Annotated in this window: 30 protein-coding genes; 27 read left to right on the top strand and 3 right to left on the bottom strand. The window is 64.7% G+C overall.

What is annotated here, in order from left to right:
• Nucleotides 1-7 precede the first annotated feature (7 nt).
• From HX881_RS14790 to HX881_RS14780, 3 genes are all read right to left on the bottom strand, one after another.
• The gene (locus HX881_RS14790; RefSeq protein ID WP_177085200.1) at nucleotides 8-1,219 is read right to left on the bottom strand and encodes a nitrate/nitrite transporter; all 1,212 of its coding nucleotides are present in this window, start codon (nucleotides 1,217-1,219) and stop codon (nucleotides 8-10) included.
• Nucleotides 1,220-1,463: 244 nt separating this feature from the next.
• Nucleotides 1,464-2,039: an ANTAR domain-containing response regulator gene (locus HX881_RS14785; protein ID WP_017128058.1), complete on the bottom strand. Its 576-nt coding sequence runs from the start codon at nucleotides 2,037-2,039 to the stop codon at nucleotides 1,464-1,466.
• A 14-nt stretch (nucleotides 2,040-2,053) separates the two neighbouring features.
• Entirely contained in the window at nucleotides 2,054-3,265 is a 1,212-nt protein-coding gene (locus HX881_RS14780) for a CmpA/NrtA family ABC transporter substrate-binding protein (protein ID WP_177085198.1), read from the bottom strand.
• Between the two features lie 297 nt (nucleotides 3,266-3,562).
• Here HX881_RS14780 and HX881_RS14775 point away from each other — a divergent pair, with 297 nt between their 5' ends.
• The 27 genes from HX881_RS14775 to HX881_RS14645 all read left to right on the top strand — a co-directional run bounded on the left by HX881_RS14775 (nucleotide 3,563) and on the right by HX881_RS14645 (nucleotide 26,824).
• A complete protein-coding gene (locus HX881_RS14775) occupies nucleotides 3,563-4,237 on the top strand; it encodes a helix-turn-helix domain-containing protein (protein WP_177085196.1) in 675 nt (224 codons plus the stop codon).
• Nucleotides 4,234-5,898, top strand: a complete 1,665-nt coding sequence (gene sctC, locus HX881_RS14770; RefSeq protein WP_422765937.1) for a type III secretion system outer membrane ring subunit SctC — start codon at nucleotides 4,234-4,236, stop codon at nucleotides 5,896-5,898. Before HX881_RS14775 ends, sctC begins: the two co-directional genes overlap by 4 nt.
• A gap of 7 nt (nucleotides 5,899-5,905) precedes the next feature.
• A complete protein-coding gene (gene sctW / locus HX881_RS14765; RefSeq protein WP_177085415.1) occupies nucleotides 5,906-7,012 on the top strand; it encodes a type III secretion system gatekeeper subunit SctW in 1,107 nt (368 codons plus the stop codon).
• A gap of 8 nt (nucleotides 7,013-7,020) precedes the next feature.
• Complete coding sequence (locus HX881_RS14760) at nucleotides 7,021-9,075, top strand: EscV/YscV/HrcV family type III secretion system export apparatus protein (RefSeq protein ID WP_177085194.1); 2,055 nt, start codon at nucleotides 7,021-7,023, stop codon at nucleotides 9,073-9,075.
• Between the two features lie 12 nt (nucleotides 9,076-9,087).
• Nucleotides 9,088-9,495: an InvB/SpaK family type III secretion system chaperone gene (locus HX881_RS14755; protein WP_017128064.1), complete on the top strand. Its 408-nt coding sequence runs from the start codon at nucleotides 9,088-9,090 to the stop codon at nucleotides 9,493-9,495.
• Nucleotides 9,492-10,781 (top strand): type III secretion system ATPase SctN, encoded by a 1,290-nt coding sequence (gene sctN / locus HX881_RS14750; protein WP_177085193.1) that lies wholly within the window; start codon nucleotides 9,492-9,494, stop codon nucleotides 10,779-10,781. Before HX881_RS14755 ends, sctN begins: the two co-directional genes overlap by 4 nt.
• Nucleotides 10,765-11,220 (top strand): protein SpaM, encoded by a 456-nt coding sequence (locus tag HX881_RS14745; protein WP_177085192.1) that lies wholly within the window; start codon nucleotides 10,765-10,767, stop codon nucleotides 11,218-11,220. Before sctN ends, HX881_RS14745 begins: the two co-directional genes overlap by 17 nt.
• Complete coding sequence (locus HX881_RS14740) at nucleotides 11,217-12,128, top strand: hypothetical protein (RefSeq protein WP_177085191.1); 912 nt, start codon at nucleotides 11,217-11,219, stop codon at nucleotides 12,126-12,128. The genes HX881_RS14745 and HX881_RS14740 overlap by 4 nt, the downstream gene beginning before the upstream one ends.
• Complete coding sequence (gene sctQ / locus HX881_RS14735; protein ID WP_177085190.1) at nucleotides 12,125-13,093, top strand: type III secretion system cytoplasmic ring protein SctQ; 969 nt, start codon at nucleotides 12,125-12,127, stop codon at nucleotides 13,091-13,093. The genes HX881_RS14740 and sctQ overlap by 4 nt, the downstream gene beginning before the upstream one ends.
• Nucleotides 13,083-13,742 (top strand): EscR/YscR/HrcR family type III secretion system export apparatus protein, encoded by a 660-nt coding sequence (locus tag HX881_RS14730; protein WP_177085189.1) that lies wholly within the window; start codon nucleotides 13,083-13,085, stop codon nucleotides 13,740-13,742. The genes sctQ and HX881_RS14730 overlap by 11 nt, the downstream gene beginning before the upstream one ends.
• Nucleotides 13,743-13,752: 10 nt before the next feature.
• Entirely contained in the window at nucleotides 13,753-14,007 is a 255-nt protein-coding gene (locus HX881_RS14725) for an EscS/YscS/HrcS family type III secretion system export apparatus protein (RefSeq protein ID WP_017128070.1), read from the top strand.
• A 7-nt stretch (nucleotides 14,008-14,014) separates the two neighbouring features.
• Complete coding sequence (gene sctT / locus HX881_RS14720) at nucleotides 14,015-14,788, top strand: type III secretion system export apparatus subunit SctT (RefSeq protein ID WP_017128071.1); 774 nt, start codon at nucleotides 14,015-14,017, stop codon at nucleotides 14,786-14,788.
• Nucleotide 14,789: 1 nt separating this feature from the next.
• Nucleotides 14,790-15,824, top strand: coding sequence for an EscU/YscU/HrcU family type III secretion system export apparatus switch protein (locus HX881_RS14715; RefSeq protein ID WP_177085188.1), 1,035 nt, complete (start codon nucleotides 14,790-14,792; stop codon nucleotides 15,822-15,824).
• 114 nt (nucleotides 15,825-15,938) lie between these two features.
• Nucleotides 15,939-16,430, top strand: coding sequence for a type III secretion system translocator chaperone SicA (gene sicA, locus HX881_RS14710; protein ID WP_017128073.1), 492 nt, complete (start codon nucleotides 15,939-15,941; stop codon nucleotides 16,428-16,430).
• Nucleotides 16,427-18,205 (top strand): type III secretion system translocon subunit SseC family protein, encoded by a 1,779-nt coding sequence (sctE, locus tag HX881_RS14705; RefSeq protein ID WP_246356510.1) that lies wholly within the window; start codon nucleotides 16,427-16,429, stop codon nucleotides 18,203-18,205. The genes sicA and sctE overlap by 4 nt, the downstream gene beginning before the upstream one ends.
• A gap of 22 nt (nucleotides 18,206-18,227) precedes the next feature.
• Nucleotides 18,228-19,220: a protein IpaC gene (locus HX881_RS14700; RefSeq protein ID WP_177085186.1), complete on the top strand. Its 993-nt coding sequence runs from the start codon at nucleotides 18,228-18,230 to the stop codon at nucleotides 19,218-19,220.
• 9 nt (nucleotides 19,221-19,229) lie between these two features.
• Complete coding sequence (locus HX881_RS14695) at nucleotides 19,230-20,309, top strand: IpaD/SipD/SspD family type III secretion system needle tip protein (RefSeq protein ID WP_177085184.1); 1,080 nt, start codon at nucleotides 19,230-19,232, stop codon at nucleotides 20,307-20,309.
• 92 nt (nucleotides 20,310-20,401) lie between these two features.
• Complete coding sequence (locus tag HX881_RS14690) at nucleotides 20,402-20,698, top strand: phosphopantetheine-binding protein (protein ID WP_017128077.1); 297 nt, start codon at nucleotides 20,402-20,404, stop codon at nucleotides 20,696-20,698.
• 288 nt (nucleotides 20,699-20,986) lie between these two features.
• Complete coding sequence (locus HX881_RS14685; protein WP_246356509.1) at nucleotides 20,987-22,153, top strand: winged helix-turn-helix domain-containing protein; 1,167 nt, start codon at nucleotides 20,987-20,989, stop codon at nucleotides 22,151-22,153.
• Nucleotides 22,150-22,590 (top strand): transglycosylase SLT domain-containing protein, encoded by a 441-nt coding sequence (locus HX881_RS14680; protein ID WP_177085180.1) that lies wholly within the window; start codon nucleotides 22,150-22,152, stop codon nucleotides 22,588-22,590. Before HX881_RS14685 ends, HX881_RS14680 begins: the two co-directional genes overlap by 4 nt.
• Before the next feature lie 119 nt (nucleotides 22,591-22,709).
• On the top strand, nucleotides 22,710-23,855 hold the full coding sequence (locus tag HX881_RS14675) for a PrgH/EprH family type III secretion apparatus protein (RefSeq protein WP_218171694.1): 1,146 nt from the start codon (nucleotides 22,710-22,712) through the stop codon (nucleotides 23,853-23,855).
• Between the two features lie 12 nt (nucleotides 23,856-23,867).
• Complete coding sequence (sctF, locus tag HX881_RS14670) at nucleotides 23,868-24,128, top strand: type III secretion system needle filament subunit SctF (RefSeq protein WP_177085178.1); 261 nt, start codon at nucleotides 23,868-23,870, stop codon at nucleotides 24,126-24,128.
• Nucleotides 24,129-24,139: 11 nt separating this feature from the next.
• Nucleotides 24,140-24,448, top strand: coding sequence for a type III secretion system inner rod subunit SctI (gene sctI / locus HX881_RS14665; protein WP_177085176.1), 309 nt, complete (start codon nucleotides 24,140-24,142; stop codon nucleotides 24,446-24,448).
• Entirely contained in the window at nucleotides 24,445-25,158 is a 714-nt protein-coding gene (locus tag HX881_RS14660; protein ID WP_177085174.1) for an EscJ/YscJ/HrcJ family type III secretion inner membrane ring protein, read from the top strand. The genes sctI and HX881_RS14660 overlap by 4 nt, the downstream gene beginning before the upstream one ends.
• A complete protein-coding gene (locus HX881_RS14655) occupies nucleotides 25,155-25,715 on the top strand; it encodes a protein OrgA (protein ID WP_177085172.1) in 561 nt (186 codons plus the stop codon). Before HX881_RS14660 ends, HX881_RS14655 begins: the two co-directional genes overlap by 4 nt.
• Nucleotides 25,690-26,403, top strand: a complete 714-nt coding sequence (locus tag HX881_RS14650) for an invasion protein OrgB (protein ID WP_177085170.1) — start codon at nucleotides 25,690-25,692, stop codon at nucleotides 26,401-26,403. Before HX881_RS14655 ends, HX881_RS14650 begins: the two co-directional genes overlap by 26 nt.
• Entirely contained in the window at nucleotides 26,393-26,824 is a 432-nt protein-coding gene (locus HX881_RS14645; protein WP_177085168.1) for a hypothetical protein, read from the top strand. The genes HX881_RS14650 and HX881_RS14645 overlap by 11 nt, the downstream gene beginning before the upstream one ends.
• Nucleotides 26,825-26,831: the final 7 nt, after the last annotated feature.

Here is a 26,831-nt window from a genome sequence, read left to right as displayed (position 1 = left end):
TGGGCGCTCAGACCCGTGCGGCGGTGACGGCGGCCGAGCCCCAGGTGGTTCTCCAGCGCCGCTTGACCCCGTGCAGGCCGAACCAGGCGAGAACGCCAAGGCTGGCGAACAACCACAAGGCCAGCTGATAGCTGCCGGTGCTCTGCTTGATCGCGCCCATGCCGGCCGCCAGGGCGAAGCCGCCGATGCCACCGGCCATGCCGATCAGCCCGGTCATCACGCCGATTTCCAGGCGGAAACGCTGCGGCACCAATTGGAACACCGCGCCATTACCGGCACCCAGACCGAGCATCGCCAGGACAAACAGGGCCAGGGCGGCATAGGAACTGGGCAGGTTGAAGCCGACCGCGGCAATGCAGATCGCCGCCACGGTGTACATGCCGAGCAAGGTGCGGATGCCGCCGAAACGGTCGGCCAGGGCACCACCCAGGGGACGCATCAGGCTGCCGCCGAACACGCAGGCGGCGGTGTAGTAGCCGGCGGTCACCGGGCTCAGGGCGTACTGGTCGTTGAAGTAGCCGGGCAGGGCGCTGGCCAGGCCGATGAAGCCGCCGAAGGTCACGCTGTAGAAAAACATGAACCACCAGCTGTCACGATCGCCCAGGGCCTTCATGTAGTCGGTCATGGACTTGGCCTTGGGCCGTTGCGGTGCATTGCGCGCCAGCCAGGCAAACAGGACCAGGGTGAGCACCAGCGGGATCAGGGCGAAACCGAAGACATTGCTCCAGCCGAAGGAGGCCGCGAGCAGCGGGGCGATCAGTGCGGCGAACACGGTCCCCGAGTTACCGGCCCCGGCGATGCCCATGGCCTTGCCCTGGTGTTGCGGCGGATACCATTGCGAGGCAAGGGGCAGGGCGACGGCGAACGAAGCGCCGGCCATGCCGAGGAACAGTCCCAGCAGCAGGGCCTGCTCATAACTGTGGATGCCCAGTTGCCAGGCACCGAACAGTGCACCGATAACGATGACCTGGCCGATGATCCCGGCGGTCTTGGGCGACAGCTGGTCGGCCAGCAGGCCCATCAGGAAGCGCAGGAACGCCCCGGCCAGGATCGGCGTGGCCACCACCAGCCCGCGTTGCTGGGTGGTCAGGTGCAGGTCGGCGGCGATCTGCACCGCCAGGGGGCCGAGCAGGTACCAGACCATGAAGCTCAGGTCGAAATACAGAAAGGCCGAAAACAGGGTCGGCGTATGGCCGGACTTCCAGAAACTTGCATTCATGACGCACCTCAGCGGTAAGAGTCTCAGGGGAGGGGCTACAGCAAGGGGCATCGGGTGGTGCGCCTGCACGGCTGCACCACCGGCCCGCGTTTGCGGAGCCAAAACGCAAAAAACGCCGCTACCCGCTCTGCTTGCGCGAAAGGGGTGGGCGACGTCTTTGTCGTACAGTGGGGCAACCGCCGTTGGTTACCTGCAGGATTGACTTAGCAAGAGGCGGGCCAGATTCGCCATCGCTGCCGTCGGCTCAGCCGAGCAGCTCGCTCATGGCAATGATCTGCTCAGCGACCTGGATCAGCTTCTGCTGGCGGCTCATGGCCTGGCGCCGCATCAGCGTATAGGCCTCTTCTTCCTTGCAGTTCTTCATCTTCATCAGCAGGCCCTTGGCCTGTTCGATGCGCTTGCGCTCCGCCAGTTGCTGGTCCCGTGCCTGCAACTGGGCACGCAAGGCCTGGTCGCTCTCGAACCGGGCCATGGCGACATCGAGGATCGGTTGCAGGCGCTGGGCCTGGATACCTTCGACGATATAGGCGCTGACGCCGGACTTGATGGCCTGGCGCATCACGTCGGGATCATGTTCGTCGGTGAACATCACGATGGGCCGGGGCTGGTCGCGGCTGACCAGCACGACCTGCTCCATGACGTCGCGGCTGGGGGATTCGGTGTCGATCAGGATCACGTCCGGGCGCACGGTTTCGACCCGGGCCGGCAGGTCGATGGTCAGTCCCGATTCATCGATGACCTCGAAACCCGCCTCGATCAGGGCGGCCTTGAGCCGTCCGACCTTTTTTGCCGTGTCGTTGATCAGCAGGATACGCAACATGTTCGGATCTCCTGTCAGCGGCGGGCGAGCGCGGCCGGCTCGTCGTGCAGGGCATGCAGCGTGAAGCCGCGGGCGTAGGCGGCGGGGTCGGAGCCGTCCCAGACCTTGCCGTCGATCAACTGGCTGCTGCGCATCACTTCGGGGCCATGCTCGATGCCCAGGTCCGCCGCCGCCTGGCGATAGAGCGCCAGTTGTTGTACCTGGCGGGCGACGCCAAGGTAGTCGGGGTCCTCGCGCAGCAGGCCCCAGCGGCGGAACTGGGTCATGAACCACATGCCGTCGGAAAGGTAGGGCAGGTTCACCTCGCCGTTGCCGTGGAAGCGCAACGCGTGGGGATCCTGCCAGCGATGGCCGAGGCCGTCTTCATAGTCGCCGAGCAGGCGTGGCTGGATATGTTCCACCGGTGCATCGAGGTAGTCGCTGCCGCTGAGCAACTGGGCGGTGCTCCGGCGGTTTTCCGGGCTCTGCTCGATAAAGCGGCTGGCCTCGAGGACGGCCATCACCAGGGCGCGGGCGGTATTGGGGTACTGCTCGACAAAGGCGCGGGTGCAGCCGAGGACCTTTTCCGGGTGATCGGGCCAGATCGCCTGGCTGGTGGCGAGGGTAAAGCCCAGGCCCTGCTTGACCGCGCTGTCGCACCATGGCTCGCCGACACAGAAGCCGTCGATGCGCCCGGCCTGCAGGTGGGCGACCATCTGCGGCGGCGGGACGACCACGCTGTTGACGTCCTGCAACGGGTGAATGCCCTGGCTGGCCAGCCAGTAGTACAACCACATGGCGTGGGTGCCGGTGGGGAACGTCTGGGCGAAGGTGAGCTTTGCCTTGTTTTGGTGCGCGCGTCGGTCCAGTGCCTCAGGGCTGGTCACACCGGCCTCTTGCAAGGCTGACGAGAGGTTGATGCTCTGGCCGTTCTGGTTCAGGCCCATCAGCACCGCCATGTCGGTGGCCGGGCTGCCGCCGATGCCCAGGTGCACCGCATAGACCAGCCCGTAGAGGCTGTGGGCGGCGTCCAGTTCGCCGCTGACCAGCTTGTCACGCAGGCTGGCCCAGGATGGCTGGCGCTTGAGATTGAGGGTCAGGCCATAGGGCTGGGCAAAGCCCTGGGTGGCGGCGACCACCAGCGAGGCGCAATCGCTCAGGGGCATGAAGCCCAGGTCGAGGGCATTCTTTTCCGGGGCATCGCTGCCATTGACCCAGGCCAGGGGATTGGCTGGAAATTCGTTCATCGGCTTTTCACTCTTCATAAAAAAACGCCGCACCCGGTCCGTGGCCTATGCACTGACGGGTTGCGACGTCTTTGTCCTTGCACCCGAACCGCCGTTGGTGAGGGTTTTCACCGATGTAGCAAGGCATATGCCAGTGTCCCGGTTCGCGCCGACGGCTCATCAGCTTCTCATCATGATCTGCCGCGGCGATCACGCGATGATCGCTGACGATTCATCGACAGACAGGTGGGATGCAGGGTGCAGGTTGACGAACGCTTCGCGATAACGTGTCCGGGGGTTCTATCCGCAGAGCGGATCTTGTACGTACGGGCCGGCGAGGCCGGCGTGTGCCTGTGCCACGATGACCTCAGGGTCGGCTGGTGGCTGCCCGCCGGCTGGCAGGGCCTGCTGGTGGGGCGGGCGGCGATGCGGGTGGTTTCCGGCGGGTTGCTCTGCGAGAGCTTGTCCGGGACCTGCCTGATGAAGTTGCAGGTGTTCATCGACATGGGCGGCGGTTTCGCCCAGCGGCGGCCTTGCGCGGAGCCCTGGGCCGCCTTGCCGGTGACCGCGGCGATCGCCGCCAGCAAGGAGGGTCTGGAACGCTGGTATATCGAGCGGGCGTTGCGCGGTGACGCCGACTATCGACGGTTTGCCGGGATGTTGCGGCAAAGCGCGAGCTACTGGCTGGTGCAGTTTCTGCTGGAGCAGGGCACCGCCAGCGAAAAGCTGATCGGCCTGGCACGGCGTTATGGCGTGTCGGTCTCGCATTTCCGCCGCCTGTGTCATCAGGCCCTGGGCGGGGCGGCCAAGCCGGAACTGCGGGACTGGCGCACGGCCAAGGCGCTGTTGCGGATGATCCGCGGCGGCGGCTCGCTCACCGACGTGGCGCTGGAATACGGTTATGCCTCCTCGTCGCATTTCTCCAAGGAAGTTCGCGAACTGCTCGGGGTCGCGCCGAGCCGGCTGCTCGATCTCATGGAGCAGCGGGGTTGAAACCTGCGCCGTTGCGTGCCTCGCGTCACTGGCTCGGCATTTGGCTGCTGGCCTGCCTGCCGCTCTCGCCGGCGGTTGCCGCACCGGCGAAAACCGACGGTTACGTGGCCCGCGAGGAAGGCCTGCGCAGCTTCTTTTCCGCGTTGTCGGCGCCCCTGGGCAAGCCGATCATCGTCAGCAAGGCCGCCGCCGGCAAACGCATCAGTGGCGAATTCCCGCTGCATTCGGCACGGCAGACCTTCGACCGCATCGTCGCCCAGATGGGGCTGATCTGGTACAGCGACGGACAGGCCATCTACCTGTATGACGCTTCCGAGGTGAAAAGCTCGGTGGTGGCGCTGCGGGTGATCAGCGTCGACACCCTGAAGCAGTTCCTGCGCCAGTCGGGCCTGGAGGACTCGCGTTACCCCTTGCGCAATGACGGGCGCCGGACCTTTTACGTGTCCGGCCCGCCGATCTATGTCGACCTGGTCATGCAGGCGGCGCAGTTGATGGACAACCAGCCCTCCGAACTGTTGCTCGGGCAGCAGCGGATCGGCGTGATCCACCTGCTCAACACCTTTGTCGGCGACCGCAGCTACGAACAACGGGAGCAGAAGATCTCGATCCCGGGCATGGCCACGGTGATCGAGAGCCTGCTCAAGGGCGAGCAGGGCGGGGTCGAGCCGCGGGTGGAAGTCTCGACCGTGGCCGGCAATCCGTTGCGCATGCCGCAGTTTCCCCTCGAAGGACTGGCCACGCCGATCTCCCCGGACGATCCCACCGCCCCGCGGGTGCTGGCGCGGGAAACCGCCGCGGGGAACATTCGCGTGGTGGCGTATCCGGACACCAACAGCCTGCTGGTCAAGGGCCTGCCCGAGCAGGTGCGTTTCATCGAGAACCTGGTGGCCGCCCTGGATGTGCCCAAGCGTCATGTCGAGCTGTCGTTGTGGATCATCGACTTGAACAAGGACGAACTGAACCAGCTCGGGGTGAGCTGGCAGGGCGGGATCGATGTCGGCGGCCAGTTGGGCGTGTCGCTCAACAGCGGCTCGGCGACGACCCTCGATGGCGTGTCCTTCATGGCCCGGGTCATGGCCCTGGCGCAGAAGAACCGCGCCAACGTGGTGGCGCGCCCGGTGATCCTGACCCAGGAAAACGTCCCGGCACTGTTCGACAACAACCGCACCTTCTACACGCAGTTGCTGGGTGAGCGCAGTGTCGATCTGCAGAGCGTGACCTACGGCACGCTGATCAGCGTGCTGCCGCGCTTTGCCATCGCCGATGAAATCGAGATGTCGCTGAATATCGAGGACGGCAGCGAAGTGGAACGTGCCACGAATGACACCACGGTGCAGCCGCTGCCGACGGTCGGCCGTACGCGGATCAGCACCGTTGCCCGGGTGCCCCAGGGCAAGAGCCTGCTGGTCGGCGGTTTTACCCGTGACGATCATCGCGAGCAGGTGGCGCGCATCCCGTTGCTGGGCTCGATTCCGCTGATTGGCGGGCTGTTCCGCTACCGGGTCAGCAGCTCGGCCAACACTGCGCGGGTGTTCCTGATCCAGCCCAAGGAAATCCTCGGTGCCCTGCAGGAGAGCACCCGCGACCTGGGCAAGGGGTTGATGACCGCGGAGCAGCAGGACGCGGTGCGCCGCGCCTTCATGCGAGCGGCGGAGCGCTGACGGGGTGTTGATCAATCCAGCCCTGACCCGTGCTTCCCTGGCCCGTCTCGACCTGGCCAGGCAGGAGGCGCAGGCCCAGCCCGATGCCGACCCGGCCGACCAGGACGCCAGCCCGGCGGCGCTGCTCCAGCGGTTTATCCAGAGCAGCGATGAGATGTCGGCGGCCCTGACGCAGTTTCGCAATCGCCGCCTGTTCGAGCTCAAGACCGAGAGCCGGCCCGAGAGTTTCGAGTCGGTGCTCGACGAGGACGTGGTACCCAAGGCCCGCCAGGTGCTGGCGTTGGGCAAGGTCGCGGACAAACCGGTCGAATGGTTGTTGCAGATGGCCCGCAGCCTGTTCCCCGATGACAGCGACCTGGCGCTGGTGCTGCGCGAACTGCTCCGGCGCCGGCAACTGCAAGCCCCGGTGCGCCAGCGGCTGGAGAGCCTGCTGGAACAGGTGATCGCCCAGGCTTCGCCGCGGCGTCTCAAGGCCGGTATCAACAGTGCCCTGAAAGCCCGGCTGTTTGGCAACGCGATGGCCTTGCGGGCGACGTTCCTGCGGGAAGCCTATCGGGATTTCCTCGAAAGCGATGCCGGTGCCGTCAGTAGCTACGAAGACTGGGTGGCACTGTTCGGGCCGGGCCGGCGGGTCGCGGTGCTGGCCTTTATCGAGGCCGCCTTGCTGACGGACATCGATGCCCAGGACCCCAGCTGCTCGCGCAGCGAATTCGGCTCATTGCTGTCCCGTCTCGCCGATCTGAAACGCCTGCGCTCGGCGGACGCGATGTTTGTCGGTGGCCTGCTGGACAATGCCCTGGTCCGTCAATACAACCCGCAGGAACTCGACTGGCTGGTGTTCTTCTTCGGCGTGCTGAAGCACCCCGATGAACTCGACCAACTGTTGTCCGGTGTCCTCGGGGAGCAGATTTTGCTGGCGTTGCATCGCGAGCGTTCGAGCTTGCTGCAGGCGGTCCGGCGCGCCTGCCTGCAATTGCCCCAGGAGCTGTTTGCCGACAGCGACGCGGGGGAGCGATTGGCCGAGCAGTTCGCGGCCCTGGCGCAGATCGCCCGTGGCCATGAGCAGATCGAGCAACGGCGCGCCATGACCGGCGCGAACTGGCCGGGGGAGTAGGGAAAGCCATGCTCGATCGACTCCTGCGCAGTGTCTCGGCACGCCCCGAACTGCTGATCCTGTCGTTGATGGTGATGATCATCGCGATGTTGATCATTCCCTTGCCAACGCCCCTGGTCGACTTTCTGATCGGCCTGAACATCGTCATCTCGCTGCTGATCTTCATGGGCTCGTTCTACATCGAAAGCATTCTTGCCTTCTCGACGTTCCCGGCCCTGCTGCTGTTGACCACGCTGTTCCGGCTGGCGTTGTCCATCAGTACCAGCCGCCTGATCCTGACCCAGGCAGATGCCGGCGAGATCATCGCTTCGTTCGGTGAGTTCGTGATCGGCGAGAACCTGGTGGTGGGCTTCGTGATCTTCGCCATTGTCACCGTGGTCCAGTTCATCGTGATCACCAAGGGCTCGGAGCGGGTGGCCGAGGTCGCGGCGCGGTTTTCCCTGGACGGCATGCCGGGCAAGCAGATGAGCATCGACGGCGACCTCAAGGCCGGCGCCATCGACGCCGCGCAGGCCCGCGAGAAACGCAGTGTGCTGGAGCGGGAAAGCCAGCTCTATGGCTCCTTCGACGGGGCGATGAAATTCATCAAGGGCGATGCCATCGCCGGGATCATCATCATCTTCGTCAACTTCCTCGGCGGGATCGCCATCGGTGTCGGCCAGCTGGGCATGGATTTCTCGACGGCCCTGTCGACCTACACCCTGTTGACCATCGGCGATGGCCTGGTCGCGCAGATTCCGGCGCTGCTGATCGCCATCGGCGCGGGTTTCATCGTCACCCGGGTCAACGGCGACGAAGCCAACCTGGGGCGCAACATGCTCACCCAGATGTTCGGCAACCCTTTCGTCATCGGCGTCAGCGCCCTGCTGGCGGTGGCGGTCGGCACGCTGCCGGGGTTTCCGCTGGCGACCTTCATGCTGATTGCCGGCGTCCTGGCCCTGGTGGTGTTCCTGCGCTGGCGCAAGACCCGGGCGCCAGCGCCGGAGTCGCGGGAGGCCGCGCCGCCGGCAGCGTCCGACACCGTGACGGAGGGCGAGCTGGGGATGCTCGATAGCGTCGACGATATCGCCACCGAGACGGTCGCGCTGATGTTCCTGGTGCCCGCGGCGCGCCTGCAGGAACTGCGCGGGGCGAGGCTCGCCGAGCGTTTTCGCAGCCAGTTTTTCGTCGACTACGGCCTGAAGATCCCGCTGCCGCAATTGCGCGGTTCCGAGTCCTTGCCGGGGCATCAGGTGGCGGTGCTGATCAACGAGGTGCGGGCCGATCAGTTCGATATCCATTTCGACCACTGGCGGGTCCTCGACTATTCGCCGGAGCTGGCCGCCATGGGCTTGCCGCTGGTGCGCGGGCGCGACAGCAACAAGCTCGAAAGCGTCTGGATCGGTGCCGAGGGCAAGGGCACGGCAACGAACCTGGGCTACCAGCTGCGCGCGGCCTACGACGAATGCTACCGCTGCCTGGTGAGTCTGCTGGCGCGCAATATCAACGAGTTCTTCGGCGTGCAGGAAACCAAGGCGCTGCTGGACGAAATGGAAGGGCGCTACCCGGACCTGCTCAAGGAAGTCTATCGCCACGTCACCGTGCAGAAGATCACCGAAGTCCTGCAACGCCTGGTCGGCGAGCGCATCTCGGTGCGCAACATGAAGCTGATTCTCGAGTCCCTGGCCCACTGGGCTTCCCGCGAGAAGGACACGATCACCCTGGTCGAACACGTGCGTGGCGGCCTGGGGCGTTACATCAGCAACAAGTTCGCCCATGGCAACGACCTGCGCGTGCTGCTGCTGTCGCCGGAGTTCGAGGAGGTGGTGCGTGGTGGCATCCGCCAGACCTCCGGCGGCAGCTTTCTCAACCTGGAACCGGCGCAGTCCGAAGACCTGATCGATCGCCTGAGCCTGGGCCTCGAAAGCCTGCACGTGCCGCAGAAGGACCTGGTGCTGCTGTGTTCGGTGGACGTGCGGCGCTACATCAAAAAACTGGTCGAGGGGCGCTTTCGCGAACTGGATGTCATGTCCTTCGGTGAGCTCAGCGAGACCATTTCAGTGAATGTCATCAAGACTCTATAAGGAGAAATACCCATGCGGGATATGGACATTGCCGAACGCTTGCGCGGTGCACTGCGCTACAGCGGCTGCAGCGAGGCGCAACTGGGGCAGTTCGACAGCCATAGTACGATCGAAATGGAGATGATCGAGCAGCCGAACATCAGCCTCAACGTCATCGGTGAAGATGTCTGGCTATGGAGTGTGGTCGCGCAGGTGACGCCCGCGACGTTCGCCTACTGCGCCGAGAACCTGATGCAGTTCCTGCTCAAGGGCAATGCCCACGCCCGCACCGGCCAATTGCAGTTGTTCGAGAACGAAGGGCAGCTGGAAGTGCGGTTGATGCTCGCCGAGCAGGCGCTGGACAGTGACCGGGCCTTTGCCGAGGCGCTCGATGGCTTCATGGAGGCCATCGAGGAACTCTGCGGCCTCATTCGCCAATGAGTGCTCTGCGCCTCGAACGGCGCGGTGCCCATCCGCGGCGCTTGAGCGGGCCGCTGATCGAGGCGGCGCTGGAGGGGGTGTCGATTGGCGAGGTCTGCGAGATCCGCCGGCACTGGACATCGGTCGAGCTGCTGGCCAGGGCCCAGGTGATCGGTTTCAAGCCCGATGCGGTGGTGCTCAGTCTCCTGGGGGAAGCCCGCGGCCTGTCGCGCGAGTCGATGATCGTGCCGACCGGCTCGTCGCTGCGCCTGTATTGCAGTGCCGAGATGCTCGGCAGTGTGGTCGACCCGCGCGGCACGATCGTCGAGCGCCTGGCGCCGGCACCGGCGTTCAACGGCCGCGATTATCCGGTGGATGCCGACCCGCCGTCCTATCAGCAACGACGTCCGGTGGCCGAGCCGCTGATGACCGGTATCCGTGCCATAGACGGCCTGTTGACCGTCGGCATCGGCCAGCGCCTGGGCATCTTCGCCAGCGCCGGGTCGGGCAAGACCTCGCTGCTCAACATGCTGATCAACCATACCGATGCCGACGTCTTTGTCATCGGCCTGATCGGCGAGCGCGGGCGCGAGGTGACCGAGTTCATCGATCATTTGCGCCAGTCGCATAAGCGTGCGAGTTGCGTGGTGGTCTATGCCACCTCCGATGTGTCGTCGGTGGATCGCTGCAACGCGGCGCTGCAAGCGACGGCCATCGCCGAATATTTTCGCGACCAGGGCCAGTGCGTGGTGCTGCTGCTCGACTCGCTGACCCGTTACGCCCGCGCCCGTCGCGACCTGGCCCTGGCCGCCGGCGAGGTGCCGGCGCGCAGGGGTTATCCGGCCTCGGTGTTCGATGCGCTGCCGCGCCTGCTGGAGCGCCCCGGTATCACGGCGCTGGGCAGTATCACCGCCTGCTACACCGTATTGCTCGAGAGCGATGACGAACCGGACCCCATCGCCGAGGAGATTCGTTCGATTCTCGACGGGCATATCTACCTGAGCCGCAACCTGGCCGCCAAGGGGCATTTCCCAGCCATCGACGTGTTGCGCAGCGCCAGTCGGGTGGCGCACCAAGTGACCGATGCGCGGGCCCGGCAGTTGGCGACCAGAACCCGCGAGGTGCTGGCGCGGCTGGAGGCGTTGCAGGTGTTCCTCGATCTCGGCGAGTACACGCCGGGTGTCGATCCGACCAATGATCGCGCCATGGCCTGCCGGGACGGCCTGAACCACTGGCTGCGCCAGGATGCCACCGAGCCGAGCCGACCGGATGAAACCTTGCGGAGCCTGCATGAGCTCATTGGCTGATATCGAGCGCCTGCTGGACTTGAGTGCCTGGCGCCAGCACCAGGGCGAGCGCGAACTGCAGGCGGCCCGGCAACGCCTGGCGCTGTTGCAGCGGGAGCTGGGCGCACTGGATGAGCATGAGGATTCGTTGCGGACGTTGCTCGCCAGTCATCGCGCCGAGAACCTTGTGCTCGATCACTGGCAGTTGCTCGAGACGCTGCGGCGCCAGGCGGTGATTCGCCGGCAGATCCTGCTGTTGGCGCTCGAACGCGGCCCCCTGCATGAGCAACGGACAGAGCTGGACCAGGCGGTACACAGAGAGCAGCAGCAACTGCTGCTGTTGCGCCGCAAGCATGCCAAGTACGTCGGCTTGCGCCAGCGTCTGCGGCGGGAGCATCGGCTTGGGCATCTGCGTCGCGACGAGGGTGAAATCGAGGATCTGATTGGAATGAAAGGATGAACGGCATTTCCCGGGTATCGCCGACCGTTGAGCCTGTGCCGGACTTTCCGGATGAAGTGCCGGACGGCATCGGGCAGGGTCTTGAGGGGCTTGAGGAGGAAGTGATTCTCGCAGGGGCCGCGACATTGTTCGCAGTGTTGCAGCAAGTGCAATTGCCGGGGAGTGGTCCCGGCAGGGCTACCGTGAGTCCGGGTGGTTCGCGCAGGGCAGAGGTCGGCGCCGGCTCGGTCGACAGGCCGCAGGAACCGCTCGGGGACAGGGCGGGGCCGGGTCTGGCGCCGGCAGAGGGGCCGCTGAACCAGGGCGATGTCGAGGGGGCGCGGATATCCACAGTCGCGGCCGCAGAAGAGCGGGTCGGCTGGGCGCGGGGAACGGCTGGAGTCGATGGACAACCTGGCGATGGCCTGGACGCCAGGACACAGGCGCTGCCTGCCGACGGTGAGGTGATACTGACAGTTCCCGGGGGAAATGCTTCGTCCATGCCCCCGGAGACAGGGGCGCCAGCTCCGGAAACCGAGCCTGGAAGTCCTTCCGAACTGCTGCCCGGCAGCCTGCTGGTCAGGTCGGAACCCCAGGCCTTGGCCGGACAGGTCCTGGCCGAAGGGACGAGCGGCGAACGGGACGCGACACCTGAGCGGCATGACGGTGCGCCACCGGAGCCAGCCGAGCAGGAGGACGATGGCACCGGACAGCATTTCCTGCAGGTGCCTTTCAGCAATGAGCGGGCCCGGGGCGAGGTGCTGATCACCCGTGAAGGCGCTGGCTCGACCGGCCTGCTGATCCGTGCGAGCGACCGGCAGGTGTTCGAACAGTTGCAGGTCAATTTCGACAGGAACCGGCAGCCGCACTGGTGGCTGGACGACGGGCCGCTATCGCCGGCACCGGATGATGGCGGCCGAGGATCTTGAGCCGCGCAGCGGCCCGCGCGACGGGACACTCCCTGGGGCTGCGCCGGATCGAGCCGCTGCTTCACGCACGGCAGTGTGCGATCGAACGTTGGCGGCGCGGCGGACACCAGGCCGAACTCAGCCCGCTGGTTGTCCCCGGCGATTACCTGGGATTTTGCGCCGAAGGCCAGGGCCCTGGCTGGCAGGGGCTGGTCGATGCCCGCGAATGGCTCGACGGCATCCTCCCGCAACTGCGTTCGCTGCTGAAGGCCCCGTGTTCCATCGAGCTGCTCGCCGAGTTGTTCCAGGCCGTGCCACGGCCGCTGGATATCACGTTGGACGAGCTGCGCTACGAGCGCCTGTCGATGGTCGAGCCCGTCACCCTGGCAACCCTGGAGCATCGCCTGTTGCCCCGAATCGCCACGGCGCGGGGCTCGCTGTGGGTGGTCCGTCTGCCCGTGGCACCGCCAGCAGCGGAACCTTGGCTGCCCGGCCCATGCGTGTCGGGTTCCTGGTTGGCGAGGGTGCCGCACCCTGTGCGGGCGACCCTCGGCAGCAGCGAACTGGCCGGCGCGGCCTTGTCCACCCTCGCCGCGGGCGATGTCCTGCGTATCAGCCGGCCTGCGCGGCTGTGGCATCTCGTGGGCCAGCCGGTCGGCGAGTTCACCTTTACCGAAGAAGGCCTGCATATGAGCTTGTCACCCGCTGAACCCGATACGTCGGCAGAACAGAACGCCGAACACACGCCGTCGCTCGGCCGGCTGCCCGTACGCCTGGAATTCGTCCTGGCCGAGCAAGCCGTCAGCCTGGCCGAGCTGGCAGCGTTGCTCGAGGGGCAGGTCCTGGTGCTCGATCCGGCGGTGCTGGGCGATATCGAAGTGCGGGCCAACGGTCGGGCGGTTGCGCGGGGCGAACTGGTGCACCTGGGCGAGGAACTGGGCGTGGAATTGCGCCAGGTCGGTCGAGAGGCTCTGGATGAACAATGACGTCTCGCTGATCGCCTTGCTGGCATTCGCCTCGTTGCTGCCGTTCCTGGTCGCGGCGGGCACCTGCTACATCAAGTTCTCCATCGTCTTCGTGATCGTGCGCAATGCCCTGGGCCTGCAGCAGGTACCGTCGAACATGAGCCTCAATGCGATCGCCCTGCTGCTGGCGCTGTTTGTCATGACCCCGGTGGTGAAGCAGGGCTACGGCTACTACAAGGACAACCAGGTGCGTTTCGACAGCGTCGAGGCGGTCGTCGAGTTCGGCGAAAACGGCCTGGGCAGTTACAAGGATTACCTGCGCCGCTACACCGATCCCGAGCTGGCGTTCTTCTTCGAGCGGGCCCAGCAGGTCGAGCCGGATGAAGCGCCGCCGTCGTCCCGGGAGGACGTCGAGCCGTCCTTGTTCGCGCTGCTGCCGGCCTACGCGCTGAGCGAAATCAAGAGCGCCTTCAAGATCGGCTTCTACCTCTACCTGCCCTTTGTCATCGTCGACCTGGTGATCTCCAGCATCCTGCTGGCCCTGGGCATGATGATGATGAGCCCGGTGATCATTTCCGTGCCGATCAAGCTGGTGCTGTTCGTCGCCCTGGACGGCTGGGCGCTGCTGTCCACCGGGCTGGTCAGGCAATACCTGACGCTGCTGGAATGAGGCCCATGGCATGAATGACCTGGTGTATGCCGGCAACAAGACCCTGTACCTGATCCTGCTGATGGTGGCCTGGCCAATCATCGTCGCGACCGTGGTCGGCCTGCTGGTCGGCCTGATCCAGACGGTCACCCAGTTGCAGGAGCAGACCCTGCCGTTCGGCTTCAAACTGCTGGCGGTGTCCGTCTGCCTGTTCCTGCTGTCGGGCTGGTACGGCGAGACGCTGCTCGATTTCAGCCGGGAAGTCATGCGCCTGGCGCTGGATTGAGCGGCGGATGTCGATAGCGCTGTTTTTCGAACTGCACAGCTGGCTGGCGGCGGCGATCCTGGCGTTCGCCCGGCTGGCGCCGATTTTTTTCATGCTGCCATTTCTCAACGGTGGCGTGTTGACGGGGGCGCCACGCCAGGCGGTGATCATCCTGGTCGCGCTGGGTTTCTGGCCCGGCGTGGGCTTGCCGTTGCCGGCGCTGGACAGCCTGGCGTTCTTCGGCCTGTTGTTGCGCGAGGCGGGGATCGGCGTGCTGCTGGGCAGCCTGTTGTGCTGGCCGTTCTGGGTCCTGCACGGCATGGGCAACCTGATCGACAACCAGCGCGGGGCGATGCTCAGCAACACGGTCGACCCGGCCAACGGCGTGGATACCTCGGAGCTGGCGAACTTCCTCCAGTTGTTTGCCGCGGCGGTGTATCTCGAAGGCGGGGGCATGCTGCTGATGGTCGAAACCGTGGCCCGCAGCTACCAGCTGTGCCCGCCGACACCCACCTGCGAGATCGGCCTGGCGACCTTGTTCCCGCTGCTGGACGGCCTGGTCGGCAAGATCCTGGTGATCAGCGCGCCGGTGGTGGCCGCCCTGTTGATCAGCGAAGCCCTGCTGGGGCTGCTGTCGCGATACGCACCGCAGATGAATGCGTTCTCCGTCTCGCTGACGGTCAAGAGCCTGGTGGCCCTGGTGGTGCTGATGCTGTACTTCGGCGTCCATCTTCCGGATGAAGTCCTGCGCATGGGGCTGGCGGATCTGGCCGTCCATATGCAGCCCGCGGGGGCGCCCTGAGATGTCCTCCAGTGCCTCGAAAACCGAAGACCCGACCCCCAAGCGCCTGCGCGACTCCGCACGCAAGGGACAGACGTTCAAGGCCAAGGACCTTGTCATCAGTTGCATGAGCCTGTGCGCGATCGTCTTCCTCGTCTTCACCGTCTCGCTGGTGGACGTGATGGAGGTCTATCGGCGGATCATCGCCGCCGGCTTCGACGGCAACACCCAGCAGTATTCCGCGCTCCTGCTGAAGCTGGGGTTGCTCTGCGTGCTGCCGCTGTTCCTCGTCTGCGTGTTGAGCAGCGCGCTGCCGGCGTTGTTGCAGAGCGGTTTCGCGCTGGCCACCGAGGCGTTGAAGCTGAACCTGGGGGCGTTGAACCCGATCAACGGGTTCAAGAAGCTGTTCAGCCTGCGCACGGTCAAGGACAGCGTGAAGGCGTTGCTCTACCTGGGCAGCTTTGCCGTGGCCTTGTGGATGGTCTGGCAGTCCGAGCGCCAGTTGCTGTTCGCGCAGTTGTTCGCCCAGCCCCTGGACCTGTTCCCGGCCTGGGGACGGATGCTGCTGACCCTGCTGCTGACCTTCATGGCCTGTGCCCTGTTGATTGTCGTGCTCGATGCCTTGTGCGAGTACTGGCTGTACATCAAGGACCTGAAGATGGACCTGCACTCGGTCAAGCGCGAGCACAAGGAGCAGGACGGCGATCCGCATATCAAGCAGAAGCGCCGCGACCTGCACATGGAACTGCTGTCCGAGCAGGTCCGCTCCGATATCCGCGGCTCGCGGGTGATCATCGCCAACCCGACCCATATCGCCATCGGCATCTACTTCAGGCCGGACATCAGCTTCATCCCCCTGGTCAGCGTGATCGAGACCAACCAGCGCGCCCTCGCGGTACGCGCCTATGCCCGTGAGGTCGGGGTGCCGGTGGTCAGCGATATCCGCCTGGCCCGGCGGATCTTCAAGACGCACCAGCGCTACAGCTTCATCAAGCTGCAGGAGATCGAGGACGTCCTGCGCCTGCTGATCTGGCTCGAACAGGTCGAGCAGGCCTGAACCCGCCCGATTCGCCGGGGGCCTGCATGAGCGCATTTTTGCGGTGGGCCGTCGGGGATTTTGGCTCAATGCAACGCGTCAGCCCGTCTGGCGCCATCTTCAGGAGTGTGGCCGATGAGTCGCAGAGACACGCAAGAGGACGAACAGATAGCGTTCGAGGCGGTGCAAGCCGTCCTCGAAGGCATGCCGCTCAAGGACGTGCGCGGGATCAGCGATGAGCAGATGGACGGCCTGTATGCCTACGCCTACCAGTTCTACGAACAGGGGCGACTGGATGACGCCGAGAAATTTTTCCACTTCCTGTGCATCTACGATTTTTACAACAGCCAGTACTGGATGGGCCTGGCTGCGGTGCACCAGCTCAGGAAAAACTACCAGAAGGCTATCGAGCTGTATGCCGTGGCCTTTGCCCAGGGCAAGGACGATTACCGTCCGATGTTCTACACCGGCCAATGCCAGCTCGCCCTGGGGCAGGGCGGCAAGGCCAGGCTGTGTTTCGAGTATGTGCTCGAACGTGCCACCCATGACGATTTGCGCAAGCAGGCCCAGGTGTACCTGGACGCCTTGCGCCATATCGATAGCCAAGGTCCGGAGGATCAGCAATGACAACGATCAACAGTGTCCCGGGCGCCGGGGTGATGGCTCCCGCCGCTGACAGCCCCTATGCCGAGGCCGCCCGGACAGCCGTCAGGAGCGCCGATTTCCAGCGGCTCAGTCATGAGGTGCTGGCCGGTATCGAGTCAGTGGGCTACGAGTCCGCCGAGGGTGCCAGGAACGATGGCCGGCCCCGGTTGCAACCGCCACCCGCGCGGGTCAATGGCGATCAGGCCAACACCGAGGGTGAGTTCGTACGGCTGATCGCCTCGCTGATCGAGCTGTTGGGCAATGCCAGCCTGGAGAGCCTGAAGAACCGCCTGTCGATGCTGCGCAGCATGGCGCAATCGTCCCAGCAGGGCCTGGATCGGTTGTCCGCCGATTACACCCTGGCCCTCGGTGAGCTGGCCGCGGCCCAGGGGGCGGTGGACACCAGCCAGGAACAGCTGGAAAGCCTGAAGGCCCGGCTCGACCAGGCCCAGGTCGAACTCGAAGCCGCCGAGTCGCACCTGGCGTCGCTGCAACCGTCTTCGCCCGGATACGCCGATGCCTTGTCCCGGCGCGATGCCGCCAGGGCGGCCCTGGGTGGCTTGCAACAGGGCTTCGACACGGCGTTGAACGCACATGCCGGCTTGCTGGCCACGGCCAGGTCCGTGGCGATCAGGGCCGAGGCCCTGGCGGTGCAGGCCCAGGCCGCCGGAATCGATGGCAAGGTGGCCGATCAGCTCGGCCAGGAACATTTGAACGCCGCGGGTGCCTTGGCGTTGGCGATGGCGCAATTGATCACCTTGCTGGGGGAGGCGGCCGACAAGCAGATGGAGGCCGACCAGGAGTTGTTCCGCTCGATGCAGGTCGCGCGCCAGGAGTTCATGAAGGTCAAGTCCGAAGAGTACCAGGAGGAGGTCCGCAAGGCCGAGGCGGCCCAGAAGGCCATGGGCTGCGTCGGCAAGATCTTCGGCTGGCTGGTGATGGCCGTCAGCGCGGTGGTGGCGGTGGTCGGCACGGTCGCGACCCTGGGGGCCGCCGCGCCCGCCGCCGGTGCACTGGTGTCCGCGGCGGTCGGCATCGTCGGGGTGCTGGCGTCGATGACGGACATGATCGTCAAGGAGGCGACCGGAACCTCGTACATGGAAAGCGCGATGAAGCCGCTGATGGAGGAGTTCCAGAAACTGGTCAAGCTGCTGGGTGACCTGGTCACGCAGTTCCTGACGGACGTACTGAAGGTTTCCGAGGACGTCGCGAAAATCATCGGTTCGGTCAGCGGTGCCATCGCTGCCGTGGCGATGGTCATCGCCGCGGCGGTCGTCGGTGTCCAGGCAGCAGGACCGATGCTCGGCCCGGTGCTGAACAAGGTCATGGAAAAGCTCGGTGAGGTTTTCTCCAAGATACTGCCGTCGCTGCTCAAGCAGATGGCGGGCGCGATAGGCAAGACCCTGGCCGGCCTGATGAAGCAACTGAGCGAGCTGGTGGCCTCCAAGAGCGACGATATCGCCATGAGCCAGTTGAAGAACCGCCTGGAGATGTTCCTGGCGGTGCTCTCGACGACCGGGGTCGCGACGCAGTCGGGGTTCCAGGTCCAGAGCGGCCTGCACCAGAAAAAGGGGGCCGAGCACCTGGCCGATGTCCGCGTGAGCATGGCGGTGGTCGATTCGCTGGGCGACTACCTCAAGGAGTCGCTGGAGACTTTCGCCAAGGCGATCGAGCAGAAGGATAACCAGCTCAAGCAACTCATGGCCGATATGCAGCACCGTCACGGTGCCAGCCTGCATATCGCCCGTCATATCTGACCGTTGAGAGAAGGTGATACCGATGCGCGAGATTTCTCTTCATGCAGCACCCCTGTCGATTCCCGCATCCCTGGCGGAGCAGGAGGCTGTCCAGGCCGTCCGGCAAAGCCTGGGACCGCTGAGCGGGGAAAGCCTGAGCCGGATCGTCGAGGACCAGGTCGTGGTGACCTGGGACCTGCGTCCGCCCACGCTGGATGAGTTTGAAAAGCTGACCGATCCCAGTGACTTCAGCGAGGCCGAATGGACGGCAGTGCTGGGCGAGGCGAAAAAGCTGCTCAGCGACAACGACCTCAGGGAGCTGGCTTTCAATCCGGCAGCCTGGGAAAAACACACCGGCGTGCTGATCGCCGCGATCATCGCCCTGAACGTTGCCCGGATAGCCACCGCCGAGTTGCGCGGGCATTTCAGCGTGATGACCGGCAATGCCGCGCTGGAGCAGGGCAAGGCGATTCGCGAAGGCGGCAACGCGGCGTTGTACAGCGCCATCGGTGGCGCGGTGATCGCCGGTGCCATGGTCCTGGGCGGTACCGTCATGACCCTCGATGGCTACAAGCACAAGCAAGCCGGCCTGACCACCCAGAAGCAAACGACCATGGAGGCTCTGGAGCTGGAAAGGGACATGCGCGACAACTACCTGAAGCAGGTGGCCCCGGGCGAGATCAAGGTGGTGAAGGACATCATGAGGGATGCCCGGCAACTCCAGAAGTCGGCCGTGAAAGAGAGTGAGCTGGCCGCGGTGAAGTGGGATCGCCTGCTGAACATGGGCGGCAGCGTGAGCGGGCTGGCGACGGTCATCAGCAACATGGTGAGCAGCTCCGTGCGGGTCGCCGAGATCACCCAAAAAGAGCGGGAGGTCCAGCAGCAGAGCAACCAGGGTGTGCAGAAGAGCCTGGGCGAGGAAGAGGCGCAGATCGATGCCAGTACCGCCGCGCTGTTGCAGAAAATACTGGAGATCATGCTGCAGGTCAGTGAGTCGCGTATCCGCGTGATCGAAACCACGGGCAGCAGGGCGTGAGGTGAGCAGATGAACGATTTGGGTATCAGGGGCCCGGTGGCTTCGACCTTCTCGAGCCTTGAGGAAGTCGAGAGTCCGCAGGCGCCCGCGCGGCGTGAGCCGGTGACGACGGGCCAGGCTCGGCAGACGGTCGCCGACTTGTCCGAGGATGGCCGCAGAAGGCTTGAAGCAGCGGTCGAAGAGCTGATCAATGCCAGGGACGCAGAGGAGCGTGAGTTCAGGCGCTACAAGTACGACCTGACCCTGAAGGACCTGGGCGAGCTGGCCAGGCGCAAGGAGCAGGGGCAGATCAGGGCGTGGCATGAGCTGTCGGAGCAGATCGCCGGTTTGACCCTGAGCGAGGAACTGCAGCAGTGGCAGGAGCAGACCCTCACCGAGCTGACCGAGCAGCTCGATGCCGTGCCGGAAATCCGCGGGCAGGGGACACAAAGAACGCAAGGCATCCCGGATTTCTTTGACAAGCTGATCGAACTGATCGGCTTGATCGGAAGCGGCTACCTGAGTGTCTATGAACACATCGTGGCGACGTATTCGGAGTTTTTCAAAGCGTTCAACGAGCAGATCACTTCGAAACTGCACGAGTGGATAAAGGGGGCCAACGAGGGCAAGGACGTCGAGCTCAATGTGGATGAGTTGAGAAAGGCCCTCGATGACCTGAAACAGCAGTTCGGCCAGGCCCCCGCAGGCGTCCTGTTTCCCGTTCCGGCCGCACCGGGCGCCCCGCCCAACACCGCCAGCCAGGAGGAGGCGCAGCGCTGGATCGATGCCATGGGCTCCGGGCGTCTCGTTGACAATGGCGATGGCACCTATAGCGTGATGATCGACCTCTCCGCGCTGGATTCGATGATCAAGCGGCTCGACGATATCCCGGCGGGCGAAATCACGGACGGCCGGGTGACCTGGAACAGTGCCCAGTTCCAGGCCTGGCAAACCGGTTTCAACGCGCAAGGCGAGCAGTTCAAGAATGAACTGCAGAAGCTCACGCAGAAGTATTCCAGTGCCAACTCCACGCACGACAACTTCATCAAGACCTTGTCTTCCCACCTGAGCCAGTTCACGGACATGTTGAAGTCGATGCTCAACTTCTGATCCGTGGCCTGCCGGTCTTGTATCACTACCCTTCGAAGACGGATCCCAGGGGGGCACCTCCCGGGCTTCGTCCTGCTCTGGAGAAACAACAGATGACCTATCTGACACCGGGCTATTGCGATGACTTTATCGAACAGCAAGTGATGGTGTTGCTGGCCGATTACTTCCAGGTGGCGCGTCGCAGGATCCTGTTCGAATTACGGCTTGTCGAGGACCTGTATGTCGATTCGATGAATATCGTCGAGATGGCGGTGTTGCTCAACGAAGCCTTCGACATCGAGCTGCCCGAGTCGGGCGTGGCGCGATGGCGGACGGTGGCGGATGTGTGTCGGCTTGTAGGGATAACCCGGCAGCAAAGACTGACCAGGGAAATGGCTGACATAACATAGGGCCCTTTCCATTGCTGCGTGGCGCTCATTGCCGGGGTGTTTGATATTCCTCTGAGTGCGTAGTTTTTTTCTTGTTTCATGAGGGAAAAGTCCTACGGACTGCTGGAGACCAAGTTTCTATAGTCGCTGCCGTTCCTCGTTGATAGGCCGGGGTTGTCCAGGGCCTGTCTTGAATGTCAGTACATTTCTGTAGAGGTCTCAAGCTGATTTATGGACCGAGTCACTGATAACGTCTTGAAACAATCATTCGCCTTTGGCGAGTGGATACTGCAAAGCGATGGAACGCTGTTGCGAAACGGAAAAGGAGTTCATCTGCCGCCCAAGGAGCTACAGGTCCTGCGGTTGCTGCTGGGGTCGGCCGGCCGCCTGGTCACCAAGGACTCGTTGCTCGATTGCGTGTGGCGCGGTTGTGATGCGGCCGAGGAATCGTTGACGCGCTGTATCTATGCCCTGCGCAAATTGCTGGGGGAAGGGCGGGGCTACATCGCCACCGTCTATGGCAAGGGTTATCGCTTTGTCGGGGCGGTAGCGCCCCTGGAAGCGTCGCTGGCCGAATGCCCGACGGCCTCCTCGCTGGCGGTATTGCCGTTTCGCCACGCCGACGACATGGCGGCGCTGGATCTGCAGGATGCGACGATCCGGCAACTCAAGGCGGCGTTCGACGGCACGCTCAGGATCCTCCCGGCGGGGCTCATGGTGCCTGGCCCCGGCCCGGGCGATACCCGGCAATTGCTGGAGCGGCTGGCGCCGGACTACTACATCAGCGGACGCTTTTATGCCCGTGGCGACCGGATGGAACTGTCGGTCGAACTGATCCGTGGCAACGACCACTATCTGGTGCGCGGCCCCGTGGCCATCAAGGGCCCGCTCGAAGAGGTGCTGCGGTCGATGGTGTCGATGGTGGCGCAGCATCTCCCCGATGTTCGCCCCTGCGTGCGCGGTTGCTCCTCCTATCCCCTGGCGCTGGCTTTCCTGAAGGGGATCTACGGCTTGCAACGGCACACCGCGCAAAGCGTGCAGGAGGCCCTGCTGTATTTTCGCCAGTGCCTGCACATGGATGCCAGCTATGTTCCGCCCTGGTGCGGCCTGGCCGACGCCCACCTGGCCCTGTCGATGCTCGGGCTGGCCGATCGCGAACAGGCCGTCGAGCAGGCCCGCGAGGCCATTGCCCAGGCCTTGCTGCTGGAACCGGGCAATACCGATGCGCTGGCGCGGCTGGCCTTGATCACCAGCCTGCAAGGTTGCGGCGATGCGGCCCAGGTGTTGTTCCAGCGCTGCCTGCTGGCCTCCGACCGGGCCGATATCCATTACCTGTATGCCTGGCACCACTGGTCCGGTGGGCGTGATGATCGCGCGCTGGAGTACCTGGAGTCGTCGCTGCGGCGCGATCCGTCTTTCATGGCGGCCCAGCGGATGCGCGTGCGGATCGCCGAGGAACAGCGAAGCCGGGCATGAGCAGGCGATACCTCTGTGGCGCCTGGCTGATGCTGTTGTGGGCCGGGCCGCTGCCGGCGTTTTGCTGGGACTCCGCCGGACGGCGCCATGGCATCGAACCGGAACTGTTGTATGCCATTGCCCAGGTGGAAAGCGACCTGCGTGCGCAGGCCGTGGGCCACAACAGCAATGGCAGCCGGGATATCGGCCTGATGCAGATCAACAGCCTGCACCTGCCCCGTCTGGCCGCACGGGGGATTACCGAGCAGCAGTTGCTGGAGGACCCCTGCCTCAGTGTGCAGGTCGGCGCGACGATCCTGGCGGAGTTCATTGAACGTCATGGCTACGGCTGGACCGCCGTGGGGGCCTACAACGCCGGCAGCGGCGAGGATCGCCAGGCCGCCCGCGAGCGGTATGCGCGCAAGGTCTGGCGCCTTTATCGGGTACTGGTGCCGTGAGCGCGGCGGCCCCGCGGATTCTGATTGAAATCTTCCGGACTGATGCCGGCGGCGATCAGGATCGTCCCCGCAGGCCTCGCTAGTATCGCCGCACGCTTTACCGATCGAAGAGGGTGACGATGCCGGATAACCCCTTTTTACCCTGTGTCCTGAGAATTGGCAGCGGCCTGTTGCAGGGCTGCGAGTTCAACCTGCGCAGCAGCCGGACCCTGTTCATTGTCGGTGCGCCCGAGGTGCTGGGAGACGATGGTCTGGTCGCCGCCATACCGGAGGACGCGGTCTTCGTCCCGCTGGAACGGGGCAACTGCAACTTCGAAGTTCTGCTCGACCAGAAGCAGGCGACCCTGCGGATACTGGGTGACGAAATCGAGGAACGCGAGGTTGCCTTCCAGCGCTGCGAGCGGATCGCCGGGTTGCTGATTGCCCTGCGGCCCGAGCACGAACCCTGGGCACCGCAGGTGTTCACGGATTCGGTGGGTGTCGAGCCGCCAGTGCCCCGTCGCCCGGGGTCACGGTTCAAGAAGCTGGTGGTCATGGCGCTGGTTTTCGCCTTGCTGGCGGTGTGCGCGGCGGGGTGGTCGGGACCGATGGTGACGTCCCGGCCGGATGTATCGAGCCTGATCGCCGGTACCCGCGAGCCCGTCCAGGTGCTCCAGGGACGGGATGATCATGTCTATGTCTTTGTCAGTTCCGAACGGGATGCGGGCTGGAGTCGCCAGGTGCTGATGCGTCATCGCATTCCCAGCCAGGTGCTGGAGGTGATGGAGGAGCGGCGGCGGCTGGAGTCGTTGTTGAGCGAGCGGGCAACGGCGTTGAAGGTCCGCCGTATCGACCTGTCGCGGCCTTCCAGTGTGCGGGTTTTCCATGGCTCCCGTGGTGGTCCGCCCGATGCCGGGCTGAAACAGCAGGTGTTGCAACTGTTGCTCGATGAGGCCGCCTATGTGCAGTACGTGCACTTCGAGGAACAGGACGACGAATTGCTGGGCAGCCTGGCCCAGGAGGGCTTGCAGCGTCTGTCCTTGCCCTTCGAGCGGATCGAGCGCGCGGACGGCGTCACGTTCAACGTCGCCGGCGATCTTCAGGATGCGGACCGCGAGGGCGCCCGGCGTTTTGTCGATGAGTTTTACCGGCGCTGGGGCAATCGCCATGTGCGATTCACCATCGATCTGCGCGATGACCTGTTCAAGGGCCGCTCGTTCCAGGCAGGGCCGCAGGGCTACATCAAGATGAGCAGTTCTTCCTGGCATTTTTCGACGACGCAATAAACGAGGTGACGCATGGTAGATGTCTCAAGATCCGTTGAGTTTTCCGATGACTTCCTGGGTAAGCAGGCGGCGGCTTTCGAAGAGGGGGCCAAGAGCCTGAAGTCGGCACTGGACGTTGCCCTGGAGGCCCTCAAGAAAGATGTCTCCGATCCCGGGCTGCTGGCCAGCTATCAGTCGGCCTTCTCCTCCTACACCGTGTTCCGCAACGCCCAGACCAACACCATCAAGGGCTTCAAGGATATCGACATGTCGATCATCCAGTCCGCGCGCTGAGAGCTGTGCCCATGCCCTATCAAAGCAGTCCTGTCAGCCTGCTCGACCAGGTGGCGATGGTCGAGTTGCGCAGCCCCGGCGAAGGCGCGGCGGTGTCGCTGGAAGCCCGCCTGATCGAGGCCTTTGCCGGTTCCGCCGTGGACTCGGCCCGGCAGGTCGATGGCGTGCGGCGCTTGCTGGACAGCCCGGACATCACCCACCCCGAGAAGCTGGCGGTGCTGCAGGAACAGCTCGGGCAGTACAACGTCGATATCAACCTGCTCAACACCCTGGTGCGCAAGGCCGTGGGCACGGCAGAAACCCTGCTGCGTTCATCATGAAGCCGGGCCTCTGGCTTATCTTCCTGTGCCTCGCCCTGGCGGGATGTCGGCAACCGACGCTGCTCGACGGGCTTGACCAGCAGCAGGCCAACGAAGTGGTGTCGGTGCTGCAGCGCAACAATATCGGTGCGGCAAAACAGGACAACGGCAAGGCCGGCTACAGCGTCAAGGTGGCGCGGGTGGATTTCCCGGCGGCGGTGGACCTGCTGAATCTCTATGCGTTGCCGTCGAAACCGCGCCTGGAAGTGGCCCAGATGTTTCCCGCCGACTCCCTGGTCGCCTCGCCCCGGGCGGAAAAGGCCCGGCTCTATTCGGCGCTGGAGCAGCGCCTGGAGCAGACCCTGGGGGTGCTGGAAGGCGTCGTCTCGGCACGGGTGCATGTCAGCTATGACGTGGATGCCGGGGAGGGCGGGCGCAAGGCGCCGGCCGTGCATCTGGCCGCGCTGGCCGTGCATGAGCGCGATGTCGAGCCGGGACTGCTGGTCAACGATATCAAGCGCTTCCTGAAGAACAGTTTCACGGCGGTCGAGTACGAAAACATCTCGGTGATCCTCACCCGGCGTTCTCCCACCCAGCATGCGGCGCCGCTGCCGATCGAGCCGGATACCACTGCCTGGTGGCTTCCGGTCGGTGGCCTGGTACTGCTCGTGGGACTGTTGGCCGCCGCCGGCTGGTTCTATCAGATGCGTGCGACAGGCAGGCGGGCATGAGTGTCCCGGAAGAGTCTCTGCGACAGATTCTCTGGCAGCCGCTGGACTACCTGCATGCCCGGCGCCTGACCCTGCCGGAGGCGCTTGCAGGCACGACGGTGCGAGAGGTGCTCAATCGCATGCTGCTGGAGGACCTGGAGCGGCCAGCCTCCTGTTCGCTGTCGTCCCCGCTCGCGGCGCTGTGGGTACGGGAGTGGCGGCGTTTACCGCATATCGCCCGGCTGATCGGGGCCCAGCGCTTGTGGCCGGAGCTGGCGCGAGGCGCGCGCATGGGCTTGTTGTCCGCCAGCGTGCGGGACTTCGCGCGGTGTGCCATCGGGCCCCGACTGGTCGTGGAATGGCGGCCCGAAAGTCCCGTGCTGCAACAGGTGGACAGCGTCGGCCTGGCGCAGTTGCTGGCGTTCGAGGGCGCCCTGCCCACGGCCCTGCGCGAACGGCTGCTGTTACAGTTCCCCGAGGCGGTGGTCGATGGCCTGGCCTGCCTGCCTGTCTTTTCGCCTGACCCGGCGCTGTTTTTCCTGGCGGTACAGCATGCTCGACGCCATCCGCAGGATTGATGAGTTGCCGCTGCCGGGCAGCGATGCGGTGCATATCACTCGCCAGGAACTGGCGAGCGCCCGTCGCTGCCGGGCATTGGAGCGAGAGGCGCAACGCCGGGCGCGGCAGTTGATCGACCAGGCCCAGGCGCAGGTCGAGGCGATCCAGGCCTCGGCGTTTGCCGAGGGGTATTCCGAGGGCATGATCCAGGCGGCGGTCGACCTGGCCCGGGGGGTGTGCGAGTCCCAGCGCCTGGCCGGTCAGTTGCATGGGCAGATGGCCGCCGCGGTGAGGCAACTGCTCGGGCATCTACTGGATGATGCGCGCTGGTTCGAGGAGATGCTCGAACATTGGTTGGCAGGCCAGGCCGATACCGCGCAGCTGACCTTGCAGATCCTCCTGCCGGCGCGCTGCCGCGATCGGGCCGGCGCTCTGCGCGAGCACCTGGGGCGCCTGGGGGTGTCCTCGGTCAAGTTCGAATTCGCGGCACAGGAGCGTTATGTCGTCCGGCTGGCCGACCAGCTCTTCGAGTTCGACCTGGAGTCGGCCCGGGAACAACTGGCCCCGCGGGTGCTGAATCAATTGGCGGGCTTGCCCGATGGCGTACGCCAGCTCGACCAGCAGGCGCGGCAGGCCCTGGTGCAACTGGTATCCAGGTTTGTCGAGGCCGGCGACGGTCCGGCGCAAGGAGTCGAGGATGTACATTGAAAGGCCAACGGCAGTCGCTGCCACTTCGGCGCCGGAAGATCTCCCGGCGCGCGCCCTGGAGCGGCACCTGGCCCGGCCGGATGACGCTGTACAGTCGGCCGATCCCGGGTTCGAAGCTTTTTATCAGCGCCTGGCGGCGCTGTTCGGGGCGGGCGAAAAAGAACTCCTGCGGTTTATCGGCACCTATCGCAGCAGTGACGACGGGCCACGGGACTACCGTACCGTCGGCGCGCAGATGAAGGTCGTCGGCCAGGCCTTGTCGCGGCTCAAGGATGAGGGGCTGGAAGGCTCCGAGCAGGACAGGGAACTGCGCGGGGTCATGGCACGGCTGTTCGGCACCAGTATGTTCATCAGCCAGTACCTGCAGGAAATCTTCAACCCGGTGATGGACGAGGACAGTCGGGAAAAGGCCGATTGGTAAACTCGCT

The sequence above is a fragment of the Pseudomonas gingeri genome (assembly GCF_013386115.1).
GTDB classification, from domain to species: domain Bacteria; phylum Pseudomonadota; class Gammaproteobacteria; order Pseudomonadales; family Pseudomonadaceae; genus Aquipseudomonas; species Aquipseudomonas gingeri.
Note: the sequence above shows the minus strand (reverse complement) of the source record. Positions and strands in the feature narration are given on the sequence as shown.

Coding starts and splice junctions, on each gene's coding strand:
- HX881_RS14790 (WP_177085200.1), bottom strand. CDS start 1,219: ATGAATGCAAGTTTCTGGAAGTCCGGCCATACGCCGACCCTGTTTTCG.
- HX881_RS14785 (WP_017128058.1), bottom strand. CDS start 2,039: ATGTTGCGTATCCTGCTGATCAACGACACGGCAAAAAAGGTCGGACGG.
- HX881_RS14780 (WP_177085198.1), bottom strand. CDS start 3,265: ATGAACGAATTTCCAGCCAATCCCCTGGCCTGGGTCAATGGCAGCGAT.
- HX881_RS14760 (WP_177085194.1), top strand. CDS start 7,021: ATGCTCGATCGACTCCTGCGCAGTGTCTCGGCACGCCCCGAACTGCTG.
- HX881_RS14755 (WP_017128064.1), top strand. CDS start 9,088: ATGCGGGATATGGACATTGCCGAACGCTTGCGCGGTGCACTGCGCTAC.
- sctN (WP_177085193.1), top strand. CDS start 9,492: ATGAGTGCTCTGCGCCTCGAACGGCGCGGTGCCCATCCGCGGCGCTTG.
- HX881_RS14745 (WP_177085192.1), top strand. CDS start 10,765: ATGAGCTCATTGGCTGATATCGAGCGCCTGCTGGACTTGAGTGCCTGG.
- HX881_RS14740 (WP_177085191.1), top strand. CDS start 11,217: ATGAACGGCATTTCCCGGGTATCGCCGACCGTTGAGCCTGTGCCGGAC.
- HX881_RS14730 (WP_177085189.1), top strand. CDS start 13,083: ATGAACAATGACGTCTCGCTGATCGCCTTGCTGGCATTCGCCTCGTTG.
- HX881_RS14725 (WP_017128070.1), top strand. CDS start 13,753: ATGAATGACCTGGTGTATGCCGGCAACAAGACCCTGTACCTGATCCTG.
- sctT (WP_017128071.1), top strand. CDS start 14,015: ATGTCGATAGCGCTGTTTTTCGAACTGCACAGCTGGCTGGCGGCGGCG.
- HX881_RS14715 (WP_177085188.1), top strand. CDS start 14,790: ATGTCCTCCAGTGCCTCGAAAACCGAAGACCCGACCCCCAAGCGCCTG.
- sicA (WP_017128073.1), top strand. CDS start 15,939: ATGAGTCGCAGAGACACGCAAGAGGACGAACAGATAGCGTTCGAGGCG.
- sctE (WP_246356510.1), top strand. CDS start 16,427: ATGACAACGATCAACAGTGTCCCGGGCGCCGGGGTGATGGCTCCCGCC.
- HX881_RS14700 (WP_177085186.1), top strand. CDS start 18,228: ATGCGCGAGATTTCTCTTCATGCAGCACCCCTGTCGATTCCCGCATCC.
- HX881_RS14695 (WP_177085184.1), top strand. CDS start 19,230: ATGAACGATTTGGGTATCAGGGGCCCGGTGGCTTCGACCTTCTCGAGC.
- HX881_RS14690 (WP_017128077.1), top strand. CDS start 20,402: ATGACCTATCTGACACCGGGCTATTGCGATGACTTTATCGAACAGCAA.
- HX881_RS14680 (WP_177085180.1), top strand. CDS start 22,150: ATGAGCAGGCGATACCTCTGTGGCGCCTGGCTGATGCTGTTGTGGGCC.
- HX881_RS14675 (WP_218171694.1), top strand. CDS start 22,710: ATGCCGGATAACCCCTTTTTACCCTGTGTCCTGAGAATTGGCAGCGGC.
- sctF (WP_177085178.1), top strand. CDS start 23,868: ATGGTAGATGTCTCAAGATCCGTTGAGTTTTCCGATGACTTCCTGGGT.
- sctI (WP_177085176.1), top strand. CDS start 24,140: ATGCCCTATCAAAGCAGTCCTGTCAGCCTGCTCGACCAGGTGGCGATG.
- HX881_RS14660 (WP_177085174.1), top strand. CDS start 24,445: ATGAAGCCGGGCCTCTGGCTTATCTTCCTGTGCCTCGCCCTGGCGGGA.
- HX881_RS14655 (WP_177085172.1), top strand. CDS start 25,155: ATGAGTGTCCCGGAAGAGTCTCTGCGACAGATTCTCTGGCAGCCGCTG.
- HX881_RS14650 (WP_177085170.1), top strand. CDS start 25,690: ATGCTCGACGCCATCCGCAGGATTGATGAGTTGCCGCTGCCGGGCAGC.
- HX881_RS14645 (WP_177085168.1), top strand. CDS start 26,393: ATGTACATTGAAAGGCCAACGGCAGTCGCTGCCACTTCGGCGCCGGAA.